12 protein-coding genes are annotated in these 18,076 nt (G+C 59.8%); 9 read left to right on the top strand and 3 right to left on the bottom strand.

Going from position 1 to position 18,076, the window contains the following annotated elements:
• Positions 1 to 47 precede the first annotated feature (47 nt).
• The 3 genes from ABD796_RS20430 to ABD796_RS20420 all read right to left on the bottom strand — a co-directional run bounded on the left by ABD796_RS20430 (position 48) and on the right by ABD796_RS20420 (position 3,785).
• Entirely contained in the window at positions 48 to 917 is an 870-nt protein-coding gene (locus tag ABD796_RS20430) for a plastocyanin/azurin family copper-binding protein (RefSeq protein ID WP_344911138.1), read from the bottom strand.
• Positions 914 to 2,569 carry a plastocyanin/azurin family copper-binding protein gene (locus ABD796_RS20425; RefSeq protein ID WP_344911134.1) on the bottom strand — a complete coding sequence of 552 codons (1,656 nt, stop codon included), beginning with the start codon at positions 2,567 to 2,569 and terminating at the stop codon, positions 914 to 916. The genes ABD796_RS20430 and ABD796_RS20425 overlap by 4 nt, the downstream gene beginning before the upstream one ends.
• A gap of 160 nt (positions 2,570 to 2,729) precedes the next feature.
• Positions 2,730 to 3,785 (bottom strand): YheC/YheD family endospore coat-associated protein, encoded by a 1,056-nt coding sequence (locus ABD796_RS20420; RefSeq protein WP_344911132.1) that lies wholly within the window; start codon positions 3,783 to 3,785, stop codon positions 2,730 to 2,732.
• A gap of 189 nt (positions 3,786 to 3,974) precedes the next feature.
• On the opposite strand from ABD796_RS20420, the gene ABD796_RS20415 reads away from it, so the two are divergent.
• The 9 genes from ABD796_RS20415 to ABD796_RS20375 all read left to right on the top strand — a co-directional run bounded on the left by ABD796_RS20415 (position 3,975) and on the right by ABD796_RS20375 (position 18,027).
• Positions 3,975 to 4,526, top strand: a complete 552-nt coding sequence (locus ABD796_RS20415; protein ID WP_344911130.1) for a superoxide dismutase family protein — start codon at positions 3,975 to 3,977, stop codon at positions 4,524 to 4,526.
• A 265-nt stretch (positions 4,527 to 4,791) separates the two neighbouring features.
• Positions 4,792 to 5,760 carry an ROK family protein gene (locus ABD796_RS20410; protein ID WP_344911129.1) on the top strand — a complete coding sequence of 323 codons (969 nt, stop codon included), beginning with the start codon at positions 4,792 to 4,794 and terminating at the stop codon, positions 5,758 to 5,760.
• Between the two features lie 306 nt (positions 5,761 to 6,066).
• Complete coding sequence (locus ABD796_RS20405) at positions 6,067 to 7,695, top strand: response regulator (protein ID WP_344911125.1); 1,629 nt, start codon at positions 6,067 to 6,069, stop codon at positions 7,693 to 7,695.
• Positions 7,696 to 7,709: 14 nt separating this feature from the next.
• A complete protein-coding gene (locus tag ABD796_RS20400) occupies positions 7,710 to 9,434 on the top strand; it encodes a sensor histidine kinase (RefSeq protein WP_344911123.1) in 1,725 nt (574 codons plus the stop codon).
• A 227-nt stretch (positions 9,435 to 9,661) separates the two neighbouring features.
• The gene (locus tag ABD796_RS20395; RefSeq protein WP_344911119.1) at positions 9,662 to 10,576 is read left to right on the top strand and encodes an ABC transporter permease; all 915 of its coding nucleotides are present in this window, start codon (positions 9,662 to 9,664) and stop codon (positions 10,574 to 10,576) included.
• Positions 10,577 to 10,596: 20 nt separating this feature from the next.
• Positions 10,597 to 11,499, top strand: coding sequence for a carbohydrate ABC transporter permease (locus ABD796_RS20390; protein WP_344911115.1), 903 nt, complete (start codon positions 10,597 to 10,599; stop codon positions 11,497 to 11,499).
• Between the two features lie 25 nt (positions 11,500 to 11,524).
• A complete protein-coding gene (locus ABD796_RS20385; protein ID WP_344911111.1) occupies positions 11,525 to 13,441 on the top strand; it encodes a type 2 periplasmic-binding domain-containing protein in 1,917 nt (638 codons plus the stop codon).
• Positions 13,442 to 13,537: 96 nt separating this feature from the next.
• Positions 13,538 to 14,893, top strand: coding sequence for a LamG domain-containing protein (locus ABD796_RS20380; RefSeq protein WP_344911109.1), 1,356 nt, complete (start codon positions 13,538 to 13,540; stop codon positions 14,891 to 14,893).
• Positions 14,894 to 14,979: 86 nt separating this feature from the next.
• Positions 14,980 to 18,027, top strand: a complete 3,048-nt coding sequence (locus ABD796_RS20375; RefSeq protein WP_344911107.1) for a carbohydrate-binding protein — start codon at positions 14,980 to 14,982, stop codon at positions 18,025 to 18,027.
• Positions 18,028 to 18,076: the final 49 nt, after the last annotated feature.

Raw genomic sequence — 18,076 nt, 5'->3', positions numbered from 1 at the left:
GGCGCGCGGTAGCCCTGCTCATGGCGGACATCGATTCGTTACACATGTCAGTTGGTATTGACAAGGATGGTGCCTTTCATACCCGGATGGGGGGCGCAAAAATAATCGAAGGTGCCCTCCTTGCCGAAAGTGATCGTCTTGGACTCGTCTTTTCCCAGCAGGTCGGTGTCGAACGACTTGTCCGTTGCAGTGGCCGTATGCTTAATGTCATCGCGGTTCACGAACCGGACGGAGTCGCCGGCGCGAATGTCCAGCTTGGCGGGCGAGAAGGCGAAATCGACAATTTCGACGACATGGACCTTTGCCGGCGGTTTCTCCGCCTGCGTCGGAATCGCGGGCGATGTCGCCGGAGGTTCGACCGAAGGCGGAGGGCTGGCGGGCTGCGCCTGATCGGTACTGCCGGGGGCGGCCGTGCCGGGTTGAGCGTCTGCGTTAGCCGAGCCCGAGCTGGCGGACGGGGCCGCAGCCGTTTGCCCGGCGGGTATCTCGGGTTGAACCGCCGGAACGCCGCTGCCGGCTTTTTCGCCTGCGTCAGCGTGAGCCGAGCCCGAGCTGCCGGACGTAGCCGCCACCGGCTGCCCGCCGGGCATCCCGGGGTGAGTCGCCGCAGCGCCGCTGTCGGCTTTTTCGCCTGCGTCAGCGTGAGCCGAGCCCGAGCTGCCGGACGTAGCCGCCACCGGCTGCCCACTGGGAATCCCGGAGTGAGCCGCAGGAGCGCCGCTGCCAGGATTTCCGCCTGCGCCATTCCCCGCTCCGGCCCCGCCCTTTTCCGTCGCGGTGGCCGCCTGAGGGCTTGGTACGCCGCCTGCCTGATGCCCGCCGGTATTCCCGCCATCCGCGGAGCCGCAGGCGGACAGCAGCGCAATCCCGATCAAGGCGCCAATAAAAGCCGTATGCTTCGCGCGAATGGCCCTCATTTTACGACGATCTGGCCGGTCATAAAAGCTTTATGCGGCTCGCAGTAGTAGTCGTACGTGCCCGGCTCGTTCAGCGTAATCGTGTAAGACTCTCCTTTGGCCAGCAGCGGAGTAGAGAAGCTGCCGCCTGTCGCCACCGCGTTATGCTTCATATCGTCGTAGTTGGTGAACACGATGCTTGACCCGGCTTCGACGGTAAGCGGGCCGGAGCCGAACGAAAATTGCTTGATATCGATGCGGTACGTTTTCGCTTCGTCCGCCGGTGCGGCCGGTGCGGCCGGTAGCTGCCCGTTCGCTTCGGTGGCCGGCTGTTCCGCGGGAGCGACGCCGAAGGTCGCCGTATCGACGACGAACCAAACCTGATTGACATTTTGACCTGTCGCATCGCCATGCTTCGCGTCCTTGACGAAATAATAGAGCGGGTACCCTTTATAAGTCGCTTGCGAGCTGCCGTCCGCGCGGGTAATGAAGCCGAAGTCGGCGGCGTTCAGCGTGGAGGGCAAGCTGCCGGACACGCTCCCGTATGCGGGCCAATTGGTCAGGCACATCCCCTCGCATGCGCTCATTTGCGGCATGTCTTTGGCGAAATAGTACAGCGTGCGGCCATAGCCGTCGGTCAAATAGCGACCCAACTCGGGACTGGAGCCGATCATGACGCGGTAATCGGGCTTGGCGGCAAACCATACGCCGTTCACGCCTTCGCCCAGTGCGCTGCCCGCAGCCTTGTCTTTTACGAACGTATAGAGCGGCCAGCCTTTGTACATCCATTGCTGCGTACCGTTGGCATGGGTCGTCTTGGAGAAATCCGCTGCGTCGAGCGTGGCGGGAATTTGCAGCTGCTCCGAATCCAGGAGCGGCCAGTTCGCGATGCACGCGCCTTGGCAGGCGTCCAGATTTTGCGCGTCGTTGGAGAATACGTACAGCGTTTGCCCTTCCTTATCGGTCAACACCGTGCCGAGCGCGGCGTCGGCGCGCAGGCCGATTCGTTCGCCAGCCGGCAGTACCGACGCTGCGGGAACGGAGCCGGATTGTTTCAGCTTGTCCAGCAAAACGCCGCCCCCGGGAAGCTTCGCCGATAGCGATTCGACCAGCGCCGTAGCGATATGGGCGTTGGTTAGAGTGGAGACGCCGGCTATGCCTGTCAAGCCTTTGCCGGCAGCGAACGTTTCCGTATCCTTATAGGCGAAATCGGAATCGGATTTGTAGCCGGCGGCCTCGAGCAGCACTTTGTACAGCTGCTGCGAGCTGATCGGCGCGAGCGGGTTGAAGCGGTTCGCGCCTTCGCCGGTCCAGCCGTATTCCGGATGGCTGTGCAGGTACGCCATAATGGCCTGGTTGCCGGCGCTGACCAGCGAAGCGTCGTCAAAGTTGCTTTTGCCGGTAAACGCGGTCGCCTCGTCCAGCTTGCCCTGAAGCCGAAGCGAAACAATCGCGGCCTGAATGCGCATCGACCCTTTGGCCAAATAGTCGGCATTGACGCCGTTCCCGTCTCCGGCGAGCAGCCCCAATTGCTCGGCCGTCTGCGCATCCGTCTTCACGTTCGCCGCGCCCCCGGCTTGACCCGGCGCGGTTTCCGCCGATGCCAAAGCGGCTGGCAGCAGCAGCGCCGCGCCGAGCGCTAGCGCAATCAGCTTGCGTCCAAACTTGTTCATCCCCAAACAACCTCCTTCGTGATTGGCTATCCGTTAGAGGTAACGCCGGGAATGGACAAGCGGTTCGAGGCCGCCTGATTTTTTTTGAAAAAAGCATTCGCCCCGCGTCGGGAGCTTCTGTCCGGCTCCCTCCAAACGGACCGAGGCCGGCAACCGACTGTTACTTTGCGGAGACGGCCAAATAACGGGCGAACTGATACGGAAGCATGAAGCAGCGTTTGGCCGCTTCTTCGCCGTAGACGCGGCGAATGACCGATTTGCCGGGCTTGATGTTGGCCTCCAGCAGCCAAAGGGCCCCCGAGCGGTCGACGGCAAAGTCCAAGCCGAACTCGACGAATCGCTTGCCGTAATCAGCTTCCAGATGCGCCGGAATATGTGTCGAGAGGCGGCAAATCTGCTCCATAAGCTCATCCACCTTCTCGGGCTCGAACAGCTGCAGCAGGTAGGCTTTCGTCTCGTGCGCCGATCCGCCTCCACATATGTTCGAAGTGATGCTGTGCCGCGCTCCCTCGCGCACCGCCGTGCCGGTCGTCACCCATTGTCCGGAGCCGTCCTTCTGCACCAGCGAGCGGATGTCGAACACGCGTCCGTCCGGATTGCGAATATCGATCCAGCGCTGCAGCAGGTAGCCGCCCTTGCCGAGGGTGCGGCGCAGCGCGTTCCGTACGGCCGCCTCCGAACCGCTCACCGGCTCCCTGCTCCCGGCCTGCATCGACCAGCCGCGTTCGGTCGAGCCGAGCCGCACGATGCCTTTGCCGCCCTTGCCGTTGATCGGCTTGATCATGATCGAGCCGTGCGTGCGGGCGAAGGCGAACGCGTCCGCAGCCGACTTCATCGGCACGGTCGGCAATAGATGGGGCTCCAGCTCCGCCGAGGCGAGCAGATGCTGCTGGATCGTCCATTTGTTGCCGGAGGCGAAGCCCGTAAAGCGGATCGGCGTGGCATGCTTGACCCGGATCGACTGGAGCACGGTCTCCCGCCTCGTATAGTAGCCGATGTCGACAGCCACGTCCGGATAGGCGCACAGCGTCTTCGTCCAGCCTGAGCCGGGCGTGTATACGCTGCCGACAATGCGCTTCCGCGCCATCCGTACGCCGTCCGGCGCGAACAGCACGACGCCCGAGAAGCCGGCGGCCACGGCGGCTCGCGCATGCCGCAAATACCGTCCCGGCCGGTCGGCCCGGTGCGTCATGATCCCCAGCAGGTTCGCTTTCATCTGATATCCCCCGTCATTCGTTATTGGTCCTTATGCTTTTCCATGGTTCAGCATATGCCTCTCGTCCGGCATGGTGCTGTCGTCCATCCTAATTCGGGCGCGCCTGTTTAAGGCTGATGGGAAAAGTAAACAATGTTAAATGTACGTTCGACTGTACACCTATTCGATCAGACAAAAGGAGGAAACCGCATGATTCGCAACAAGCCCGGCCTGCTTGTCCTTAGCCTGCTGATGCTGGCCGCGGCCGGTTGTCAGGCCAAGCCGGCTTCGGTCGGCGCGGCGGAAGCGGCCGGCTCCGTCGTGAACACGACGATTGTGAATACCGCAGGGAAGACGATCGGCAGCGGCACGCTGACGCAAGAGCCGGAAGGCGTACGCATTCGTCTGGAAGTGAAAGGGATCGCCGAGGGCGTGCACGGGTTCCACTTTCACGAGAAGGGGCTGTGTGAGCCGCCCGAGTTTACATCGGCCGGGGCTCACTTCAATCCGGCGCACAAAAAACACGGCTTGCTCAGTCTGGAAGGACCGCACGCCGGGGATTTGCCGAATCTCGTCGCCGGAGCCGACGGAAGCGCCAAGGCGGAATGGCTCGCTGCGGGCGTGACGCTGCAAAAGGGACGTCCGAACTCGCTGCTCAAGGAAGGCGGCACGGCCATCGTCATTCATGAGAAAGCCGATGACGGCATGACCGATCCGGCAGGCAATTCGGGCGCGCGCATCGCGTGCGGCGTTATCCGTTAAGGACAGGACAAGGCAAGCGCTACGGCCGCTAGGGCTACGTTGGCCGGACGGGCCAGCAACGGGCCTTCGCAACCCGGAAGCGAAGCTGAACGCATGCGGGAGCGTTTCATCCCATTTTTAGTCATGTCATTAAATAGTCTTTAAGTGAAAAGGGTCGTCTCCGACGATCCTTTTTCTGTTACACTTTGTGCATGAAAGCAAGGGCTTGTCCGGCGAGAGCCGGTCGAAGGGGAAACGACTGACGGAGCAAAGGGGGAGCGAACGCATGACATTGCTTGGCGGAGTCGATATAGGGGGCACGAAGTGTGCCGTTACGCTTGGGGAAGCGGAAGAAGGGGTTGTACGGATCGTCAGGAAGGAGCAGTTTCCGACGCCGGTCGCGCCGGAGGAGACGATCGCGCGCCTTCGGGAGCTGTTGGCCGCGCATCTGGCCGAATACAACGGCGGAACGCTTGAGGCGATCGGCATCAGCTGCGGAGGACCGCTCGACAGCCGCAGCGGGCTCGTACTGTCGCCGCCTAATTTGCCGTCGTGGGATCGGATCGATTGCGTCACGCCATTCAAAGAGCAATTTGGCGTGCCGACGGCGCTGCAGAACGACGCCAACGCCTGCGCGCTGGCCGAGTGGAAGTGGGGAGCTGGGAAAGGAACGCGCAATATGGTGTTCCTGACGTTCGGCACCGGCATGGGAGCGGGGCTTATTCTGGACGGCAAGCTGTACGCCGGTACGAACGATATGGCCGGCGAGGTCGGACATGTCCGTATGGCCGAGGAAGGGCCGGTCGGCTTCGGCAAGGCGGGCTCGTTCGAAGGGTTTTGCAGCGGCGGCGGCATCGCCCGGCTGGCCCGGGCCAGAGCGGAGGAGGCGATCCGGCGAGGCGTTCCGCCGGCGTTTTGTCCGGTACCGGAGCAGCTTGTGCATGTTACCGCCAAGTCGGTCGGGGAAGCGGCGGAGCGGGGCGATCCGCTGGCGCTTGGCATTTACCGCACCGTCGGGGAGAAGCTGGGGCGCGGCTTGGCGATCCTGGTCGACCTGCTCAACCCCGAGGCCATCGTCATCGGCAGCATTTACGGACGGCAGCGCGCGCTGCTGGAGCCGATCGTCAGAGCGGAGCTGGAGAAGGAGGCGCTGCCGATCGCGCTTGGCGTCTGTCGCATCGTGCCGGCGGGCCTGGGCGAGAAGGTCGGCGATTACGCCGGGCTGTCGGTCGCGCTAAACGTGCTGGAACGGTAAACCGTCCTCGTCTGCAAGCTAAAGGAATCATTCGCAAAGCGCTTTTCCGATCGGCCGTTCCGCTTAGGCGGAGATCGGAAGGGCGCTTTTTTTGTCGTACCGCTGCGCCGCGCCAGCCCGGCTGCCGATCCCTTCCCTGTCGGGGCCTGAAGACGACAGTCAGCGCGGCTCGCCGTTCGGTGCTTTTGGTCGCTAATCGGCTCGAAGGAATATAAACGTTGGATGTAGAATCGTTTACATGGTGTATTCTGTAAAGTTATGATGAAAACGGCGAATTGGAATGTTTGGATTGGGAAGAGGTGCGGCATGTATAAATTGTTTATCGTTGACGATAACCCTCGCGACCGCGGCGGCGTGGCCGGTTTGCTCGACTGGGGGTCGATGGGGCTTCGCATCGTCGGCATATTTCCCGACGGCGCGGAGGCGTTCCGGGAAGCGGAACGGGAATGTCCGGATATCGTGCTGACCGACGTGCAGATGCCCGGCATGGACGGACTCGAGCTCGGACGCCGCATCAAGGAGCGGTATCCCGCCACGAAGCTCATCTTCATGAGCGGGCACGACGATTTCGCATATGCCAAGTCGGCGCTCCAACTCGACGCGGAAAATTATGTTTTGAAGCCGATTCGCAAAAACGAGCTGCGGGAGGCGGTCGCCAAGGCGGCGGACAAGCTGTCGCAGGAGCGCACCGCAATGCAGGAGAAGGACGAGCTGCAGCAGCAGATCAAACGCTCGCTGCCGCTTCATCAGGACCGGTTCGTACGCGAGCTGCTGTTCGGCTCGTTCTCCGGGATGAGCGGGGAGCTGCTGCGCAAACGGATGGAGCTGCTGGAAATCCGTCTGCCTGCAGACGGCCATTACCGCGTGCTGCTGCTGCAGACGGCCGGGGCCGGCTCCGGCGAGACGGAAATTCCCGACTACGTCCGGCTTATGCACCATCTGGACGACGAATTGTCCGCTCTGCGCGATCAGCCGCCGGGACTCCATATCCGTATGGTTCCGCTGTCGGACCGGCAGCTCGCCTTTATTGCCGGCAGCGAGACGGCCATTGCGCAGAGCGACATGAAGGCGCTCGATTGGGTGCTGCAAGCCGAGGAGCGGATGGACGAATCGCTCCAGCATGTGCTTTCGATCGGCATCAGCAGGCAGGGCCGTCTGGCCGATCTGCCAAAGCTGTACGCTCAGTCGGCGCGCGCGCTCGAGGCTAAAGTGTACAGCGACCGGACTCCGCGCATCATGTTCTACGAAGAAATCGACGAGAGCGAGGAAAGCCCCGGCATCGTAACGCCCGATGCGGACGAATGGCTGCAGGATATCCGCGAGCTGTTGTTTTCGGAGAAGGCGCCGGCTATCGAGCCGCTGCTCGACCGGTATTTAAGCGGCAGCGGGGCGCCGCTGACCGACCGCGAATTGAAGCCGTTTCTGCTGCTGCTGTCGGGGACGCTGCAGCGCATCTACGTAGAAGCGGGCAAATCCGTCAACGGCCTGATCATCCTGTTCCTCAGCCTGTGGAACAAGCTGGAGACGGCGACCGGACTGAACGATATCCGCACGGCGGTCGATCAGCTGATCGGACTTGCCCGCAGCCAGCTTGTCGACGAGCAAAGGCCCTACTACGATCAGGTCGTCAAAGACATTAAGCGGATCGTCATGAAGCGGTACATGGACCCCATCACTATCCAGGAAATCGCCGACGACGTGTTTTTAAGCCTGAGCCATGCGAACAACATTTTCAAAAACAAGACAGGCCGAAAAATTTTCGACTATTTGACCGAATACCGGATGGAAAAGGCGAAGTCGCTGCTAAGGGAGCCGGGCAGCAAAATTTACCTGGTCGCGCAGCAGGTCGGCTATACGAACAAATCGCATTTCTGCCTGATCTTCAAAAAATATTCCGGGCTAACGCCGTCGGAATACAAAAACCGCTCGGAATAAAGGGGGGATGACAGGTGGCCATAACGGTGCGGCAGCGCGTCCGGGCGGTATTTGCCCGATTGCAGTACAGGCAGAAGCTGCTGGTGGCGATCTTGTCCGTGGCGCTCCTTCCGGTAATCGCCGTCTCCTCCGTTTATTTGATCGCCTATGCGCAGGCGAAAACCGGAGACATTTTGGACGGGGAGAAAAACCGGTTCGCCGGGGAGTGGCAGCAGCTCGACAACAAGTTTTATTCCGGGATTAAGAAGTCGGTATATATTACGAATAATTTGCAGATCGTGCAAATGCTCAAGGCCGACTACCAGGACGATCTGCTGGCGTATATGAACAATCTGGAAAACGTGAAGGCGGTATTGGAAGCGCTTAAATCGGACGATCTGCAAAGCGAAATCGCCATCTACGGGTACAATCCCTCGCTGTACCGCACTGACATCGTCAAAAAAATCGGCGACATGGACCCCGCGCTCAAAGACCGGGTCATGCAAAACCGCGATACGTACCCGGTGCGCACGTTCGGCAGATCGCCCGCGAACGGCAGAATGGAAGTGCGCATTTACAGCAAAATCATGGATCTCAGCGAAACGCTGGCCGTGACGGAGGTCGTCCTCCCGCTGGAAGAATCGTTCGACCGGCTCCGTGCGCTGCTTGCGCCCGGAAGTTTCTTGACGTATCGGGCCAAAAACGGGGAAACGTTTCTCGTCGGGACGAACGGCGTGAAGGGCGAGCCGGACGCGAAGGGTTATTACGCCATCCCGTTCGAGCTCAAATCGGCTCAGGACCGGATGGTGCTGTTCGTCGGGAAAACGTCCGTTTGGCAGCGTCTCGGGAGCAAGCTGGCGATTCCGCTCGTCATGCTGCTCGGGCTCGTGCTTACGATCGCCTTCACGATCAAGTCGGTCACTTTTTTGCTGACGAAACGGCTGACCGATCTGATGGGAACGGTCCGTACGGGGATGGATGGGCTGGAACCCGCGGCAGCAAGTACGGCCGAGGAGGGCAACGACGAACTAGGCCAGCTCGACCGTACGTTCAAAGAGCTGGTCGTGCACATTCACGAGCATTATCGGCAGGCGGCCGCCCACGAAGTGGAACGGAGACTGCTGGAGACCGAACTGCTGCAGCTGAACATCAATCCGCACGTGCTGTACAATACGCTGTCGTCGATCAAATGGGTGTACGGAAGCGGGGACGGCAAGCTCGACAAGCTGATCGACGACATGGTGGACTTTTACCGCCTGTTTCTGAACCGCGGGGAGGCGTCCCGTCCGCTTGTGCAGGAAATCGGCATGGTCGAGAAGTATATGGAAATTCACAAATTTTCGTACGATGCCGAGTTTGATTACGAGGTGAGCATCGACGAAGCGGTACGGGAGACGGTGCTGCTGCGCAACATGCTGCAGCCGATCGTCGAGAACGGTATCGTGCACGGGATCAGCCGCCTGCACGAGGGAGGGCGTCTGACGATTACGGCGGGGAGGGACGGGGACTGCGTCGTCATCGAGGTGGCCGACAACGGGCCGGGCATGGACCGTGCGCCGGCGGCGCTCTTGGCGGAAGAGACGGCCTCGGGCGGGCGCGAATCTTCGGCGGCTACGCGGTTCGGCAGCGGTTACGCGCTGACCAACATCGACCGGAGAATCAAGCTGTATTACGGGGAAAGCTACGGCATCCGCATTGCCGGCTCGCCGGGCGCCGGAACGGTCGTCACGCTGCGCCTGCCGTTTCATACGGCGACTTAGCGAGTGCAACATTCCGTTCCTTTTTACAACATTCGAATCTTGATCGGGAAACCGTTTTCACAGACAATAAAAGCAAGGGAACAGCGCCGGTATCTTCCCCCGGTCGGCGGCGGCGGGGGAGCAGGAGCGGAGCATTGCTGTTCGCTAACATGTAATAAAATTCAATAAAATAAATTATTTAGTAAAAATCCTTTCCGGCCGGAATGGAGAGAGGGAGCCTGCTGTTGATGAAAAGGATGACCGAGACCTGGGGCCAACTCCGTAAAGACCGCTACGTCTATTTGCTTCTCGTCCCCGCCGTATTGTTCGTGTTCGTTTTCGCTTATATGCCGCTGCCGGGCATTCTCGTCGCGTTCAAGGATTACGACGTGTTCAAAGGATTTTGGGGCAGCTCGTGGGTCGGCCTGAAGCATGTTCGCGAAGTGTTCGAGCTGCCGATGATGCGGGAGGCGATCGTCCAGACGCTGTGGATCAGCTGCCTGACGCTGATCGTCGCGTTTCCCGCCCCGATCGTGCTGGCGCTGCTACTGAACGAGCTGCGGCTGCAGCTGTTCAAACGGATTGCTCAAACGCTGCTGTATTTGCCGCACTTCCTGTCGTGGATATCTGTCATCGGGATCGCCTACGCGTTCTACTCGATGTACGGCCCGCTCAACGACATCCGCCTCGTGCTGTTCGGGGAAGGCACGGAGCGGCTCATGTTTTTGTCCGACGAAAGCTTCTTCATCCCGAATGTGCTGCTGCTGACGCTGTGGAAGGAGACCGGCTGGAGCACGATCATCTTCCTCGCCGCGATCTCCGCCGTCGATCCCCAGCTGTACGAAGCGGCCTACATCGACGGGGCGAACCGGTTCAAGCAAGTGTGGCATGTGACGCTCCCGACGATATTGCCGACCGTCATGATTATGCTTATTTTCCAGCTCGGCGGCCTGTTCCAGAGCAACTTCGAGCTGATCTACGGCTTACAAAATCCTTACGTCGACGTGGAAGTCATCTCGACCGTCATTTACAAGCAGGGCATCCAGCAGGGGGCTTACGCTTTGTCGACGACGCTTGGCTTTATCCAGGGGCTGATCGCCTTGCTGCTTACGGTAGGAGCCAACCTCGTATCCAAAAAAATCAGCCGCGTCGGCATCTGGTAACGAAAGGGACGATTTCGGACATGACATTCCATAGAGGCGCCGCTTACCGCATGTTTACCGTGTGCAATATCGCGTTCATCGCCCTGCTCTCGCTGGCGGCGCTGTATCCGTACTTGAACACCGTCGCGGTCGCCCTGAACGACGGAGGGGACAGCTCGCTCGGAGGGATAACGTTTTACCCGCGCGTCCCGACGTTAAGCAATTTCGCCACGCTGCTGAAGGACGAGACGATCTTGAAGGCGCTGGTCGTCTCGACGGCGAAAGTGCTCGTCGGCACGCTGCTTGCCTTGATCGTGCAATTTACGGCCGGGTATGCGCTTACCAAGCGCAGGCTTGTCGGCAGAAACGCCGTATTGCTGTACTTCATGATTCCGATGTTTTTCAGCGGGGGCTTGATTCCCACATACTTGCTGTATTCGAAAATCGGCCTGCTCAATCATTTTCTCGTCTACGTGCTGCCCGGTGCGTTCGCCTTTTTCAACGTCATCATTATCCGCACGTATTTGTACACGATTCCGGAAAGTCTGGAGGAATCGGCGAAGATCGACGGCGCGAACGAGCTGACGATATTGTGGCGCATCGTCATTCCGCTATCCCGCCCGATTTTGGCGACGATCGCCTTATGGACGGCGGTTACGCATTGGAACGATTGGACGACGACGCTCAATTTCGTCACGAATCCGGGCCTGCAGACGCTGCAGTTCAAGCTGATGCTCATGATCAAGGAAAGCGATATGATCGCGAGCCTGATCCAGGAGGCGTCCCAACGGGGGGCGACGGACATGGGCGGCTACCTGCGCGTCACGCCCGAGGCGATACGCGCGGCGCAAGTCGTCATTACGACAATCCCGATCATCATCGTCTATCCGCTGCTGCAAAAGCATTTTATTAAAGGCGTCATGATCGGTTCAGTCAAAGAATAAGGCAAAAAGGGGAGGAAAGGTCCGCATGAAGCTATGGAAAAAGGGCGGTTCGCTCTTGATGGCCGGGGCGCTCGGGCTTACCGTCATAAGCGGCTGCACGGGCGGCGGGAAAGAAGCTGCATCGACGCCGGACAAACCGGGCGGGGCGAAAGGTACGGAAACGCTAGCCGCGATACCGGCCGGCGTGAAGGACAGCTCGGATTTGCCGGACTGGGGCGGCAAGCAGTTGAAGCTGAAAGTATGGTTCAATCACGGCACGGGCGGCATCTTCGCCGGGGCGCGCAAATACAAGGACGATCTGGTCACGAACGAAATCGCTCGCGTCACCGGGGTCCGAATCGATCTGGACAATTCGTTCGACAATGGAGGGAATACGACCGGAGCGGTGAAGCTGGGCATGCTGGCCGCAACGAACAGCTGGCCGGATCTGGTCGTCAACGGCAACGAGCTGAAATCGCTCGTCGACAACAACAAGCTGTACGACTTGACCGATCTGCTGCCGAAGTATGCGCCGAACTTGATGAAGAAAGTGCCCAAGACGCTCGACACGGTATGGGGAAAGCCCTATATCGGCGTCGACGGCAAGGTGTATGCGATCCCTACGTCCATTTACGAAAACGCTCTGCCCCTGCTCGATCCGAGTCTCGACGCCAGCCAGTTTCCGATCTCGCACCCGATGGGCTACGTATACGTCCGCGACGATATTTTGAAGCAGCTTTACCCGAAGGCGAAGACGCAAAAAGAAATCGAAGATTTGTATATGAAAAACGGCAAGTTTGCAAAAGAAGACATTTTGGACGTGCCCATCAAGTCGACCTCCGAATTCGTGCAGTTTCTGTATGACATCAAGAAGCTGGGCGTCAAGGAAGGCAATCAGGAAGTGTCGCCGTTCTTCCTGTACTCGGGTCAGGACAACTGGAACCTGATGACGATTCTGTTCAGCGCGCTGGCCGGCGGGGGAAGCACGAGCGGCGACAATTCGTATTTCACGTATTGGGACAACAAGACGAAGAAAACGGAATGGGGGTTCAAGCAGCCGTTCTTCAAGGATTTGTCGAAGCAGATGAACGTGCTGCTGCGCGACGGCGTCACTTCCAAAGAAGCGATGGTCGATCCGTACACCACCTTCCAGCAAAAGCTGAACAACGGATTGTACGCGGTTTCCTACGGTTATCTCGTCCCGGACAACGTAGCCTTGAAAAAAGCGGGCAAGCCCTACCAATACCGCAAAGTGTTCCTGGATATCCCGTACAAAAACGACCAGTTCGTGTTCCCCGCCTCATTTCCCGACACGGGTACGCGTATCGCCGTATTCAAGGATTCGGTCAAGGAGGAAGACCTTCCGCAGGTGCTTCGCTGGATCGACTTCCTCGTCTCCGACGCGGGGGAGAAGCTATGGTTCTGGGGGCCTCGCAGCGCCGGTCTGTTCGAAGAGAAGGACGGCAAGCGCGCCTACAAGGACAAGGAGCTGGAGGAGCAGATGGTGTACGGCAAGCCGGGCGCGAAGGCGCAGCAGTACGGTTTGAAGCTGACGAACGGCTCGAACGACGACCGCAGCAAAAGCGACTATTTCAGCTTCACCGGCAAAGGCAAGTTTTACCCGCCGAACTGGTACGACAAGATGCGCAGTCCGGACGAGGCGGCCGGTTACTTCGAGATGAGCCGCGTCGAGCGTGCGCCGTCGACCGACACGCTTACGCCGAAAATCTACAATTTCCTGACGGCCGTCCCGGAGGCGGATAAGGCGTGGAAGGCGCGAAAATCGTTCGAGGACGCGTTGACCAAAGTGTTGGTCGCCAAAACCGACGAAGAGTTCGAGAAGCTGTACGCCGATTTTACGGCTGCCGCCGAAAAGAGCGGGTACACCGACGATCTGCTGGCCAAGGTGGACGCCGCGTTCCGCAAGGACAACGGGAAATATATGCCGAATCTGCTCAAGTAGACCGCAATTTACGTGTACGCGGGAAGAAGGGAAACGCGGGGGCGGCGTTCCCTCGCCTTCTTCCCGATTAAATCGATCGGGGAAGGGGAATATGCAATGTCCATGCTGCCATTCCGCAAGCTGGAACGGTTCCTGACGACTCGTCTGCTCTGCCTTTGTCTGCTCGCCGCTCTCGTCCTCCCGTCCGCCGCTTATGCGGACGATCCGCTGAATGTGTGGGATACGCATATATACGGCAATACGCAAGGAAGCGCTTTGTTCGGCTCCGACTCGTTCGCGATCAAAACGAATGGCTCCAACGTCTGGGGGGCGGCCGACGAATTTACGTTCGTCTCGCGGCAGATGCCGTTTCTGTTCGACGAATGCAGCCGAATCGTCATTACCGCGAAGATCGACTCGATCGAGGATTTCCAGAACTTGAACGCCGCGGCGGGACCGATGTTCCGCGACAGCGATACGCCCGAATCGAAAAACGTCATGTGGCGCGTGCTGCCGGACGGCGGCTTGCGATTTACATATCGGCTCGTGGACGGCGGACCGTCAAGTAACGTCAGCGGACCGAAGCTTACGTTTCCCGTCGAGCTGAAGCTCGTGCGCCAAGGCAATATCTTCACCTCGTTCTACAAGCAGGACGGCGTTTGGAAAACGCATAAATATATCCAGATCGATATGGGAACGAACGTTATGGCCGGCGTCGGCGCTTTCTCGATTACGTCCCATCCGATTACGGCGCATTTCTCCAACGTCTCCGTTGCCGGCGAGGATGACTATACCCCGCCAGACGGCGAATACGTCGACCCCGGTCCGGTTACGGATCATCTGCTGCTGCGCGACAACTTTGAAGACGGCTCGGTAACGAACAAGCCGGCCTCGGTGACGAATCCGCTGTGGGATGGCGTCAAGCTCGCCTGTATCGTGAAGGAGCCGGACGGCAATCATGTCTGGAAGCGGAACGGCATGAACGGCATCGTCTTGGCCGGGAGTAAAGCGTGGACCGACTACGAGGCGTCGCTGGACGTCCGGTTCGATCCCGCCAGCGCGGGGAAGAACGTCGCCGAGCTCGTCGTGAGAGGCCGCAAAACGGTGCTGTTCGGAGACTTCTATTACGCGGCGGGCTTTGCCGACGGGAACAAGCTGGTGCTGGAGAAGGCTAGTGCGGGCGGCGCGACCCGTGTGAAGGAAGCGGCGATCGGCAGCTACGTCGATGGCGTCATACGAACGCTCAAGGTCGTCGTCCTGGACAATCAGATTGAGGTCTACGTGGACGGAGCGCTCAAAATCCGGTATACGGACGAATTGCTGCCCAATTTGAAAGGCGCCGTCGGCATCCGGACCGAGGAAAGCTTCGTTACTTTCGATAATGTCGTCGTCAACCGGATCGACGATCCGCTCGGGGGCAACTACGACAACGAGGTCGGAGGCAACTTCGACAAGCCCGCTCCTGTGGATTGAGTGTACGGCGGCGCGGTTCCATCTCTTTCTGCCGGCGTTTTTGTTTCGCATTTCCCATTCCCTTCCCGAGGAGGTATCGGTTTCGGATGAACAAGCTGCATCGCATGTTCGCTCCCGTCTCCCAGTTTCTCGTTATGGTCCTCGTCATGGCCAGCATCGGCGGTTTATTCGCCGTTTCTTATCCAGCGCCTGCTGCGTATGCGGATTCCCCGTCCGGGAGCCCGGCCAGCGCTTTCGCGACGATTCAGGCCGAAAGCTACGCCGAAGCGACTTATGCGAAAATTATCGGCACGTACATTGGAGATTTGCGCGGAGGGAATTGGATCAAATACAGCCAGATCGACTTCGATACCGGCGCCAAGGACGCCGTATTCCGGATCGGGCTACCGCCGAGCGCGGCGGGCAACAAAATCGAAATCCGGCTGGACGGCCCGACCGGCCCGCTGATCGGAACGCTGCGGACCCGCTCCACGGGCGCCTACGGCACGTTCGCGGAGCAAGCGGTTGCCGTCTCCGGCGCGACCGGCGTTCATGACGTCTATCTGGTTCTGATCGGCGGCACCGGCATCGGCAATCTGGACTGGTTCAAATTCAACAGGGAATACAGCAGGACGGATACGGTCGCTCCGGTTACGACCGCAGCCGTTCAGGGCGAATGGAACGGAAGCCATTACGTATCTGCCGTTACCGTTACGCTGTCGGCCTACGACGATTACCGCGGAGTCGCGTCTACCGTGTACAGCCTGAACGAAGGCGCAACTTGGCAAGCGTATACGCAACCGATCGAAGTCGCCCAGGAAGGGAGCCTCGAGCTGCTGTACCGGTCGGTCGATTACGCGGGCAACGAGGAAACGTCCCATCGCTTGCCGCTTGTGTTAAGCGGTCTGCCTTCCCCGGTCGTCTTCTGGGCGGCGAACCGGCTGGAGCCGGGCGACGCCGGCATGCTGACCGGCGAATATATGGCAGCGGCGGCAAGCGTGAAGCTGTACCGGCTGCATGACGACCCCGTGATCGGCAAAGCTCCGCTTTACGTGAAGCAGCCGAAACCGGGAGCTTCGCTCGCGGCGGACGATAATCCGCGCTCCGTCGAACCGGTCTGGGAGGAAGCGCAGGCTATATCGTTGGCGATTCAGCAGAAGACGCAGCAATCGCTCAAATTCGTCCTCCCCGATACGCTTGCCCGCGGCGTGTACGCGGTTGTACCGGTCGTCTACGGCAAGACGGTGAGGCCCGTCTACCTGAATGCGCCTGAAGTCACCTGGGCGCAAGGCGATCAGGGCACGAGCGGCACACCCGGCGGATGGATGAGGCTGTTCGGGCAAAATATCGCCGGGAAGGACGGTACGCCGCCGCAAGTCGTGCTGGAGGCCGTATACGGAGGACCGCTGCTGCGTCTTGCCGCCGACCGGGCGTACGACGACTACTCCGCCGAAGTGCGGCTGCCGGCCGATCTGGAGGAGGGGGATTACCGCGTATACGTGCATAACGGATCGGGAGGAGAGACGGCCTGGAGCCCGCCCGTAAAGTTCCGCGTCGCAGCGAAGGAAGTTTGGCTGCAGACGGTATTTAATGTGAAAGATTACGGCGCCAAAGGCGACGGTGCATTTAACGATACGGCAGCTGTCCGCGATGCGCTTCGCGCGGTCCGTGCAGCGGGCGGAGGCATTCTTTACTTTCCGCGGGGGCGCTACCATTTGTCCAATACGCTTGAGCTGCCCGCCTATACGGTCATGCGTGGAGAATCGCGGGAATTGACACAGGTGTTCTGGTCGCCGTACGTCTGGGATTTGGGCGAGCTGCCTGCCGCGATGATCAAGGGAACGCATCATTTTGCCATCGAGGATATTAGCTTCAATACGTCGCGGACAGGCAATTTTATCGTCTCCGACATCAAGGTGCCGGAAGCGGGCCATATTGCGATCAAGCGGATTCGCATCCGCGCCAACCCGTTCGTCGGACATCTGACGACGGAGAAGCACAAACTGCTCGGCGACGAAATCGGCGCCAGCCTGTTCGATCTGCTGAAGTTGGGCGGGGAGAACGTGCAGATCGTCGACAGCGACCTGTACGGCCCGAACCGTCCTTTCTCGTTGAACAGCGTTAAAGGGGCCTACGTGAAAGGAAATACGTTCTATAACGGTTATGCCGGCTGGTGGTCGATCGGCGGTCCGGACGGCGTCATCTTCGAGGACAATCGGATCGTGTCGGCCGATATGACGTCGGCCGGAGGCGGGGCCAACAACCTCGGCTACTACAAGACGCAGAACGTGTATTTCGCCCGGAATACGATCGAACGCACGCCGGGCAACGACCGCGAGCCGATTACGACCGACGGCGGGGGCGGCGTCTATCACGGAAAGCTCCAGTCGGTTGCGGGCAATACGCTCGTCTTGCCGAATGGGGGCAAGGACGCCAGCTGGGTTGCGAACACGTGGATCGGCGCGGGCGTGTTTATCCTGTCCGGCAAAGGCGCGGGCCAATACCGCGAAATCGTCAGCCATACGAAGGATACGATCGTGCTGGACAGCGCCTTCGAGGTAAGCCCGGACGCAGTGTCGCTCGTCTCGATTACGTCTCTGTCGCGCAACGGCTATTACGTGGGCAACACGTTCGAGGATACGGGGACGTTCCAGTTTTACGGAACGGCGGTTCATGTCGTCGTGGATGGCAACCATATGAGCCGCGGGAACGGCTTCCATGGCTGGGGACGGTTCGTGTATGGCGGCTTTCAGCCGAATTGGTACGTCGACTATGTGAACAACCGGATCGACGAAGGCAATTACTATCATTGGTACGGAGCCGGGGACCGCTGGTCCGGCATGGCGTTTTTGCGAATATCGGCACAGGGCGACGATACGCTGAATCTGGGCACGATGGTCAGGCGCAACCGGTTGAGCGAGAATTCATTTATCTCCGTGCTCGGCGGCACGCCCGCTAGCAGCTTGAAGGACGCCATCGTGAGCGATAATACGGTGACCGATTCTGAGAAAGGGATCGAAGTGAGCGGCGGGGTAAGCGGCATTCTGCTGCACGGCAATCGGTTTGAGAACGTCGTCAAGCCCCTGACGGTCGCGCCGCAGCTGCTGGACAGCGGCCGCGTGAAGATCGTCGAGCCGTCCGGCGGCGGTCAATAGCCGATCGTCCCGGGGGAGTGCAACCACACTTCAAGCCTAAGAAGGAGCA

The organism is Paenibacillus hodogayensis (assembly GCF_039536325.1).
In the GTDB taxonomy this organism is placed as follows: domain Bacteria; phylum Bacillota; class Bacilli; order Paenibacillales; family NBRC-103111; genus Paenibacillus_AB; species Paenibacillus_AB hodogayensis.
Note: the sequence above shows the minus strand (reverse complement) of the source record. Positions and strands in the feature narration are given on the sequence as shown.

Bases quoted from the DNA above. Each gene is read 5' to 3' on its own strand.
- ABD796_RS20380 (WP_344911109.1), top strand. From the start codon at position 13,538: ATGTCCATGCTGCCATTCCGCAAGCTGGAACGGTTCCTGACGACTCGT.
- ABD796_RS20425 (WP_344911134.1), bottom strand. From the start codon at position 2,569: ATGAACAAGTTTGGACGCAAGCTGATTGCGCTAGCGCTCGGCGCGGCG.
- ABD796_RS20395 (WP_344911119.1), top strand. From the start codon at position 9,662: ATGAAAAGGATGACCGAGACCTGGGGCCAACTCCGTAAAGACCGCTAC.
- ABD796_RS20430 (WP_344911138.1), bottom strand. From the start codon at position 917: ATGAGGGCCATTCGCGCGAAGCATACGGCTTTTATTGGCGCCTTGATC.
- ABD796_RS20375 (WP_344911107.1), top strand. From the start codon at position 14,980: ATGAACAAGCTGCATCGCATGTTCGCTCCCGTCTCCCAGTTTCTCGTT.
- ABD796_RS20405 (WP_344911125.1), top strand. From the start codon at position 6,067: ATGTATAAATTGTTTATCGTTGACGATAACCCTCGCGACCGCGGCGGC.
- ABD796_RS20410 (WP_344911129.1), top strand. From the start codon at position 4,792: ATGACATTGCTTGGCGGAGTCGATATAGGGGGCACGAAGTGTGCCGTT.
- ABD796_RS20415 (WP_344911130.1), top strand. From the start codon at position 3,975: ATGATTCGCAACAAGCCCGGCCTGCTTGTCCTTAGCCTGCTGATGCTG.
- ABD796_RS20385 (WP_344911111.1), top strand. From the start codon at position 11,525: ATGAAGCTATGGAAAAAGGGCGGTTCGCTCTTGATGGCCGGGGCGCTC.
- ABD796_RS20390 (WP_344911115.1), top strand. From the start codon at position 10,597: ATGACATTCCATAGAGGCGCCGCTTACCGCATGTTTACCGTGTGCAAT.
- ABD796_RS20420 (WP_344911132.1), bottom strand. From the start codon at position 3,785: ATGAAAGCGAACCTGCTGGGGATCATGACGCACCGGGCCGACCGGCCG.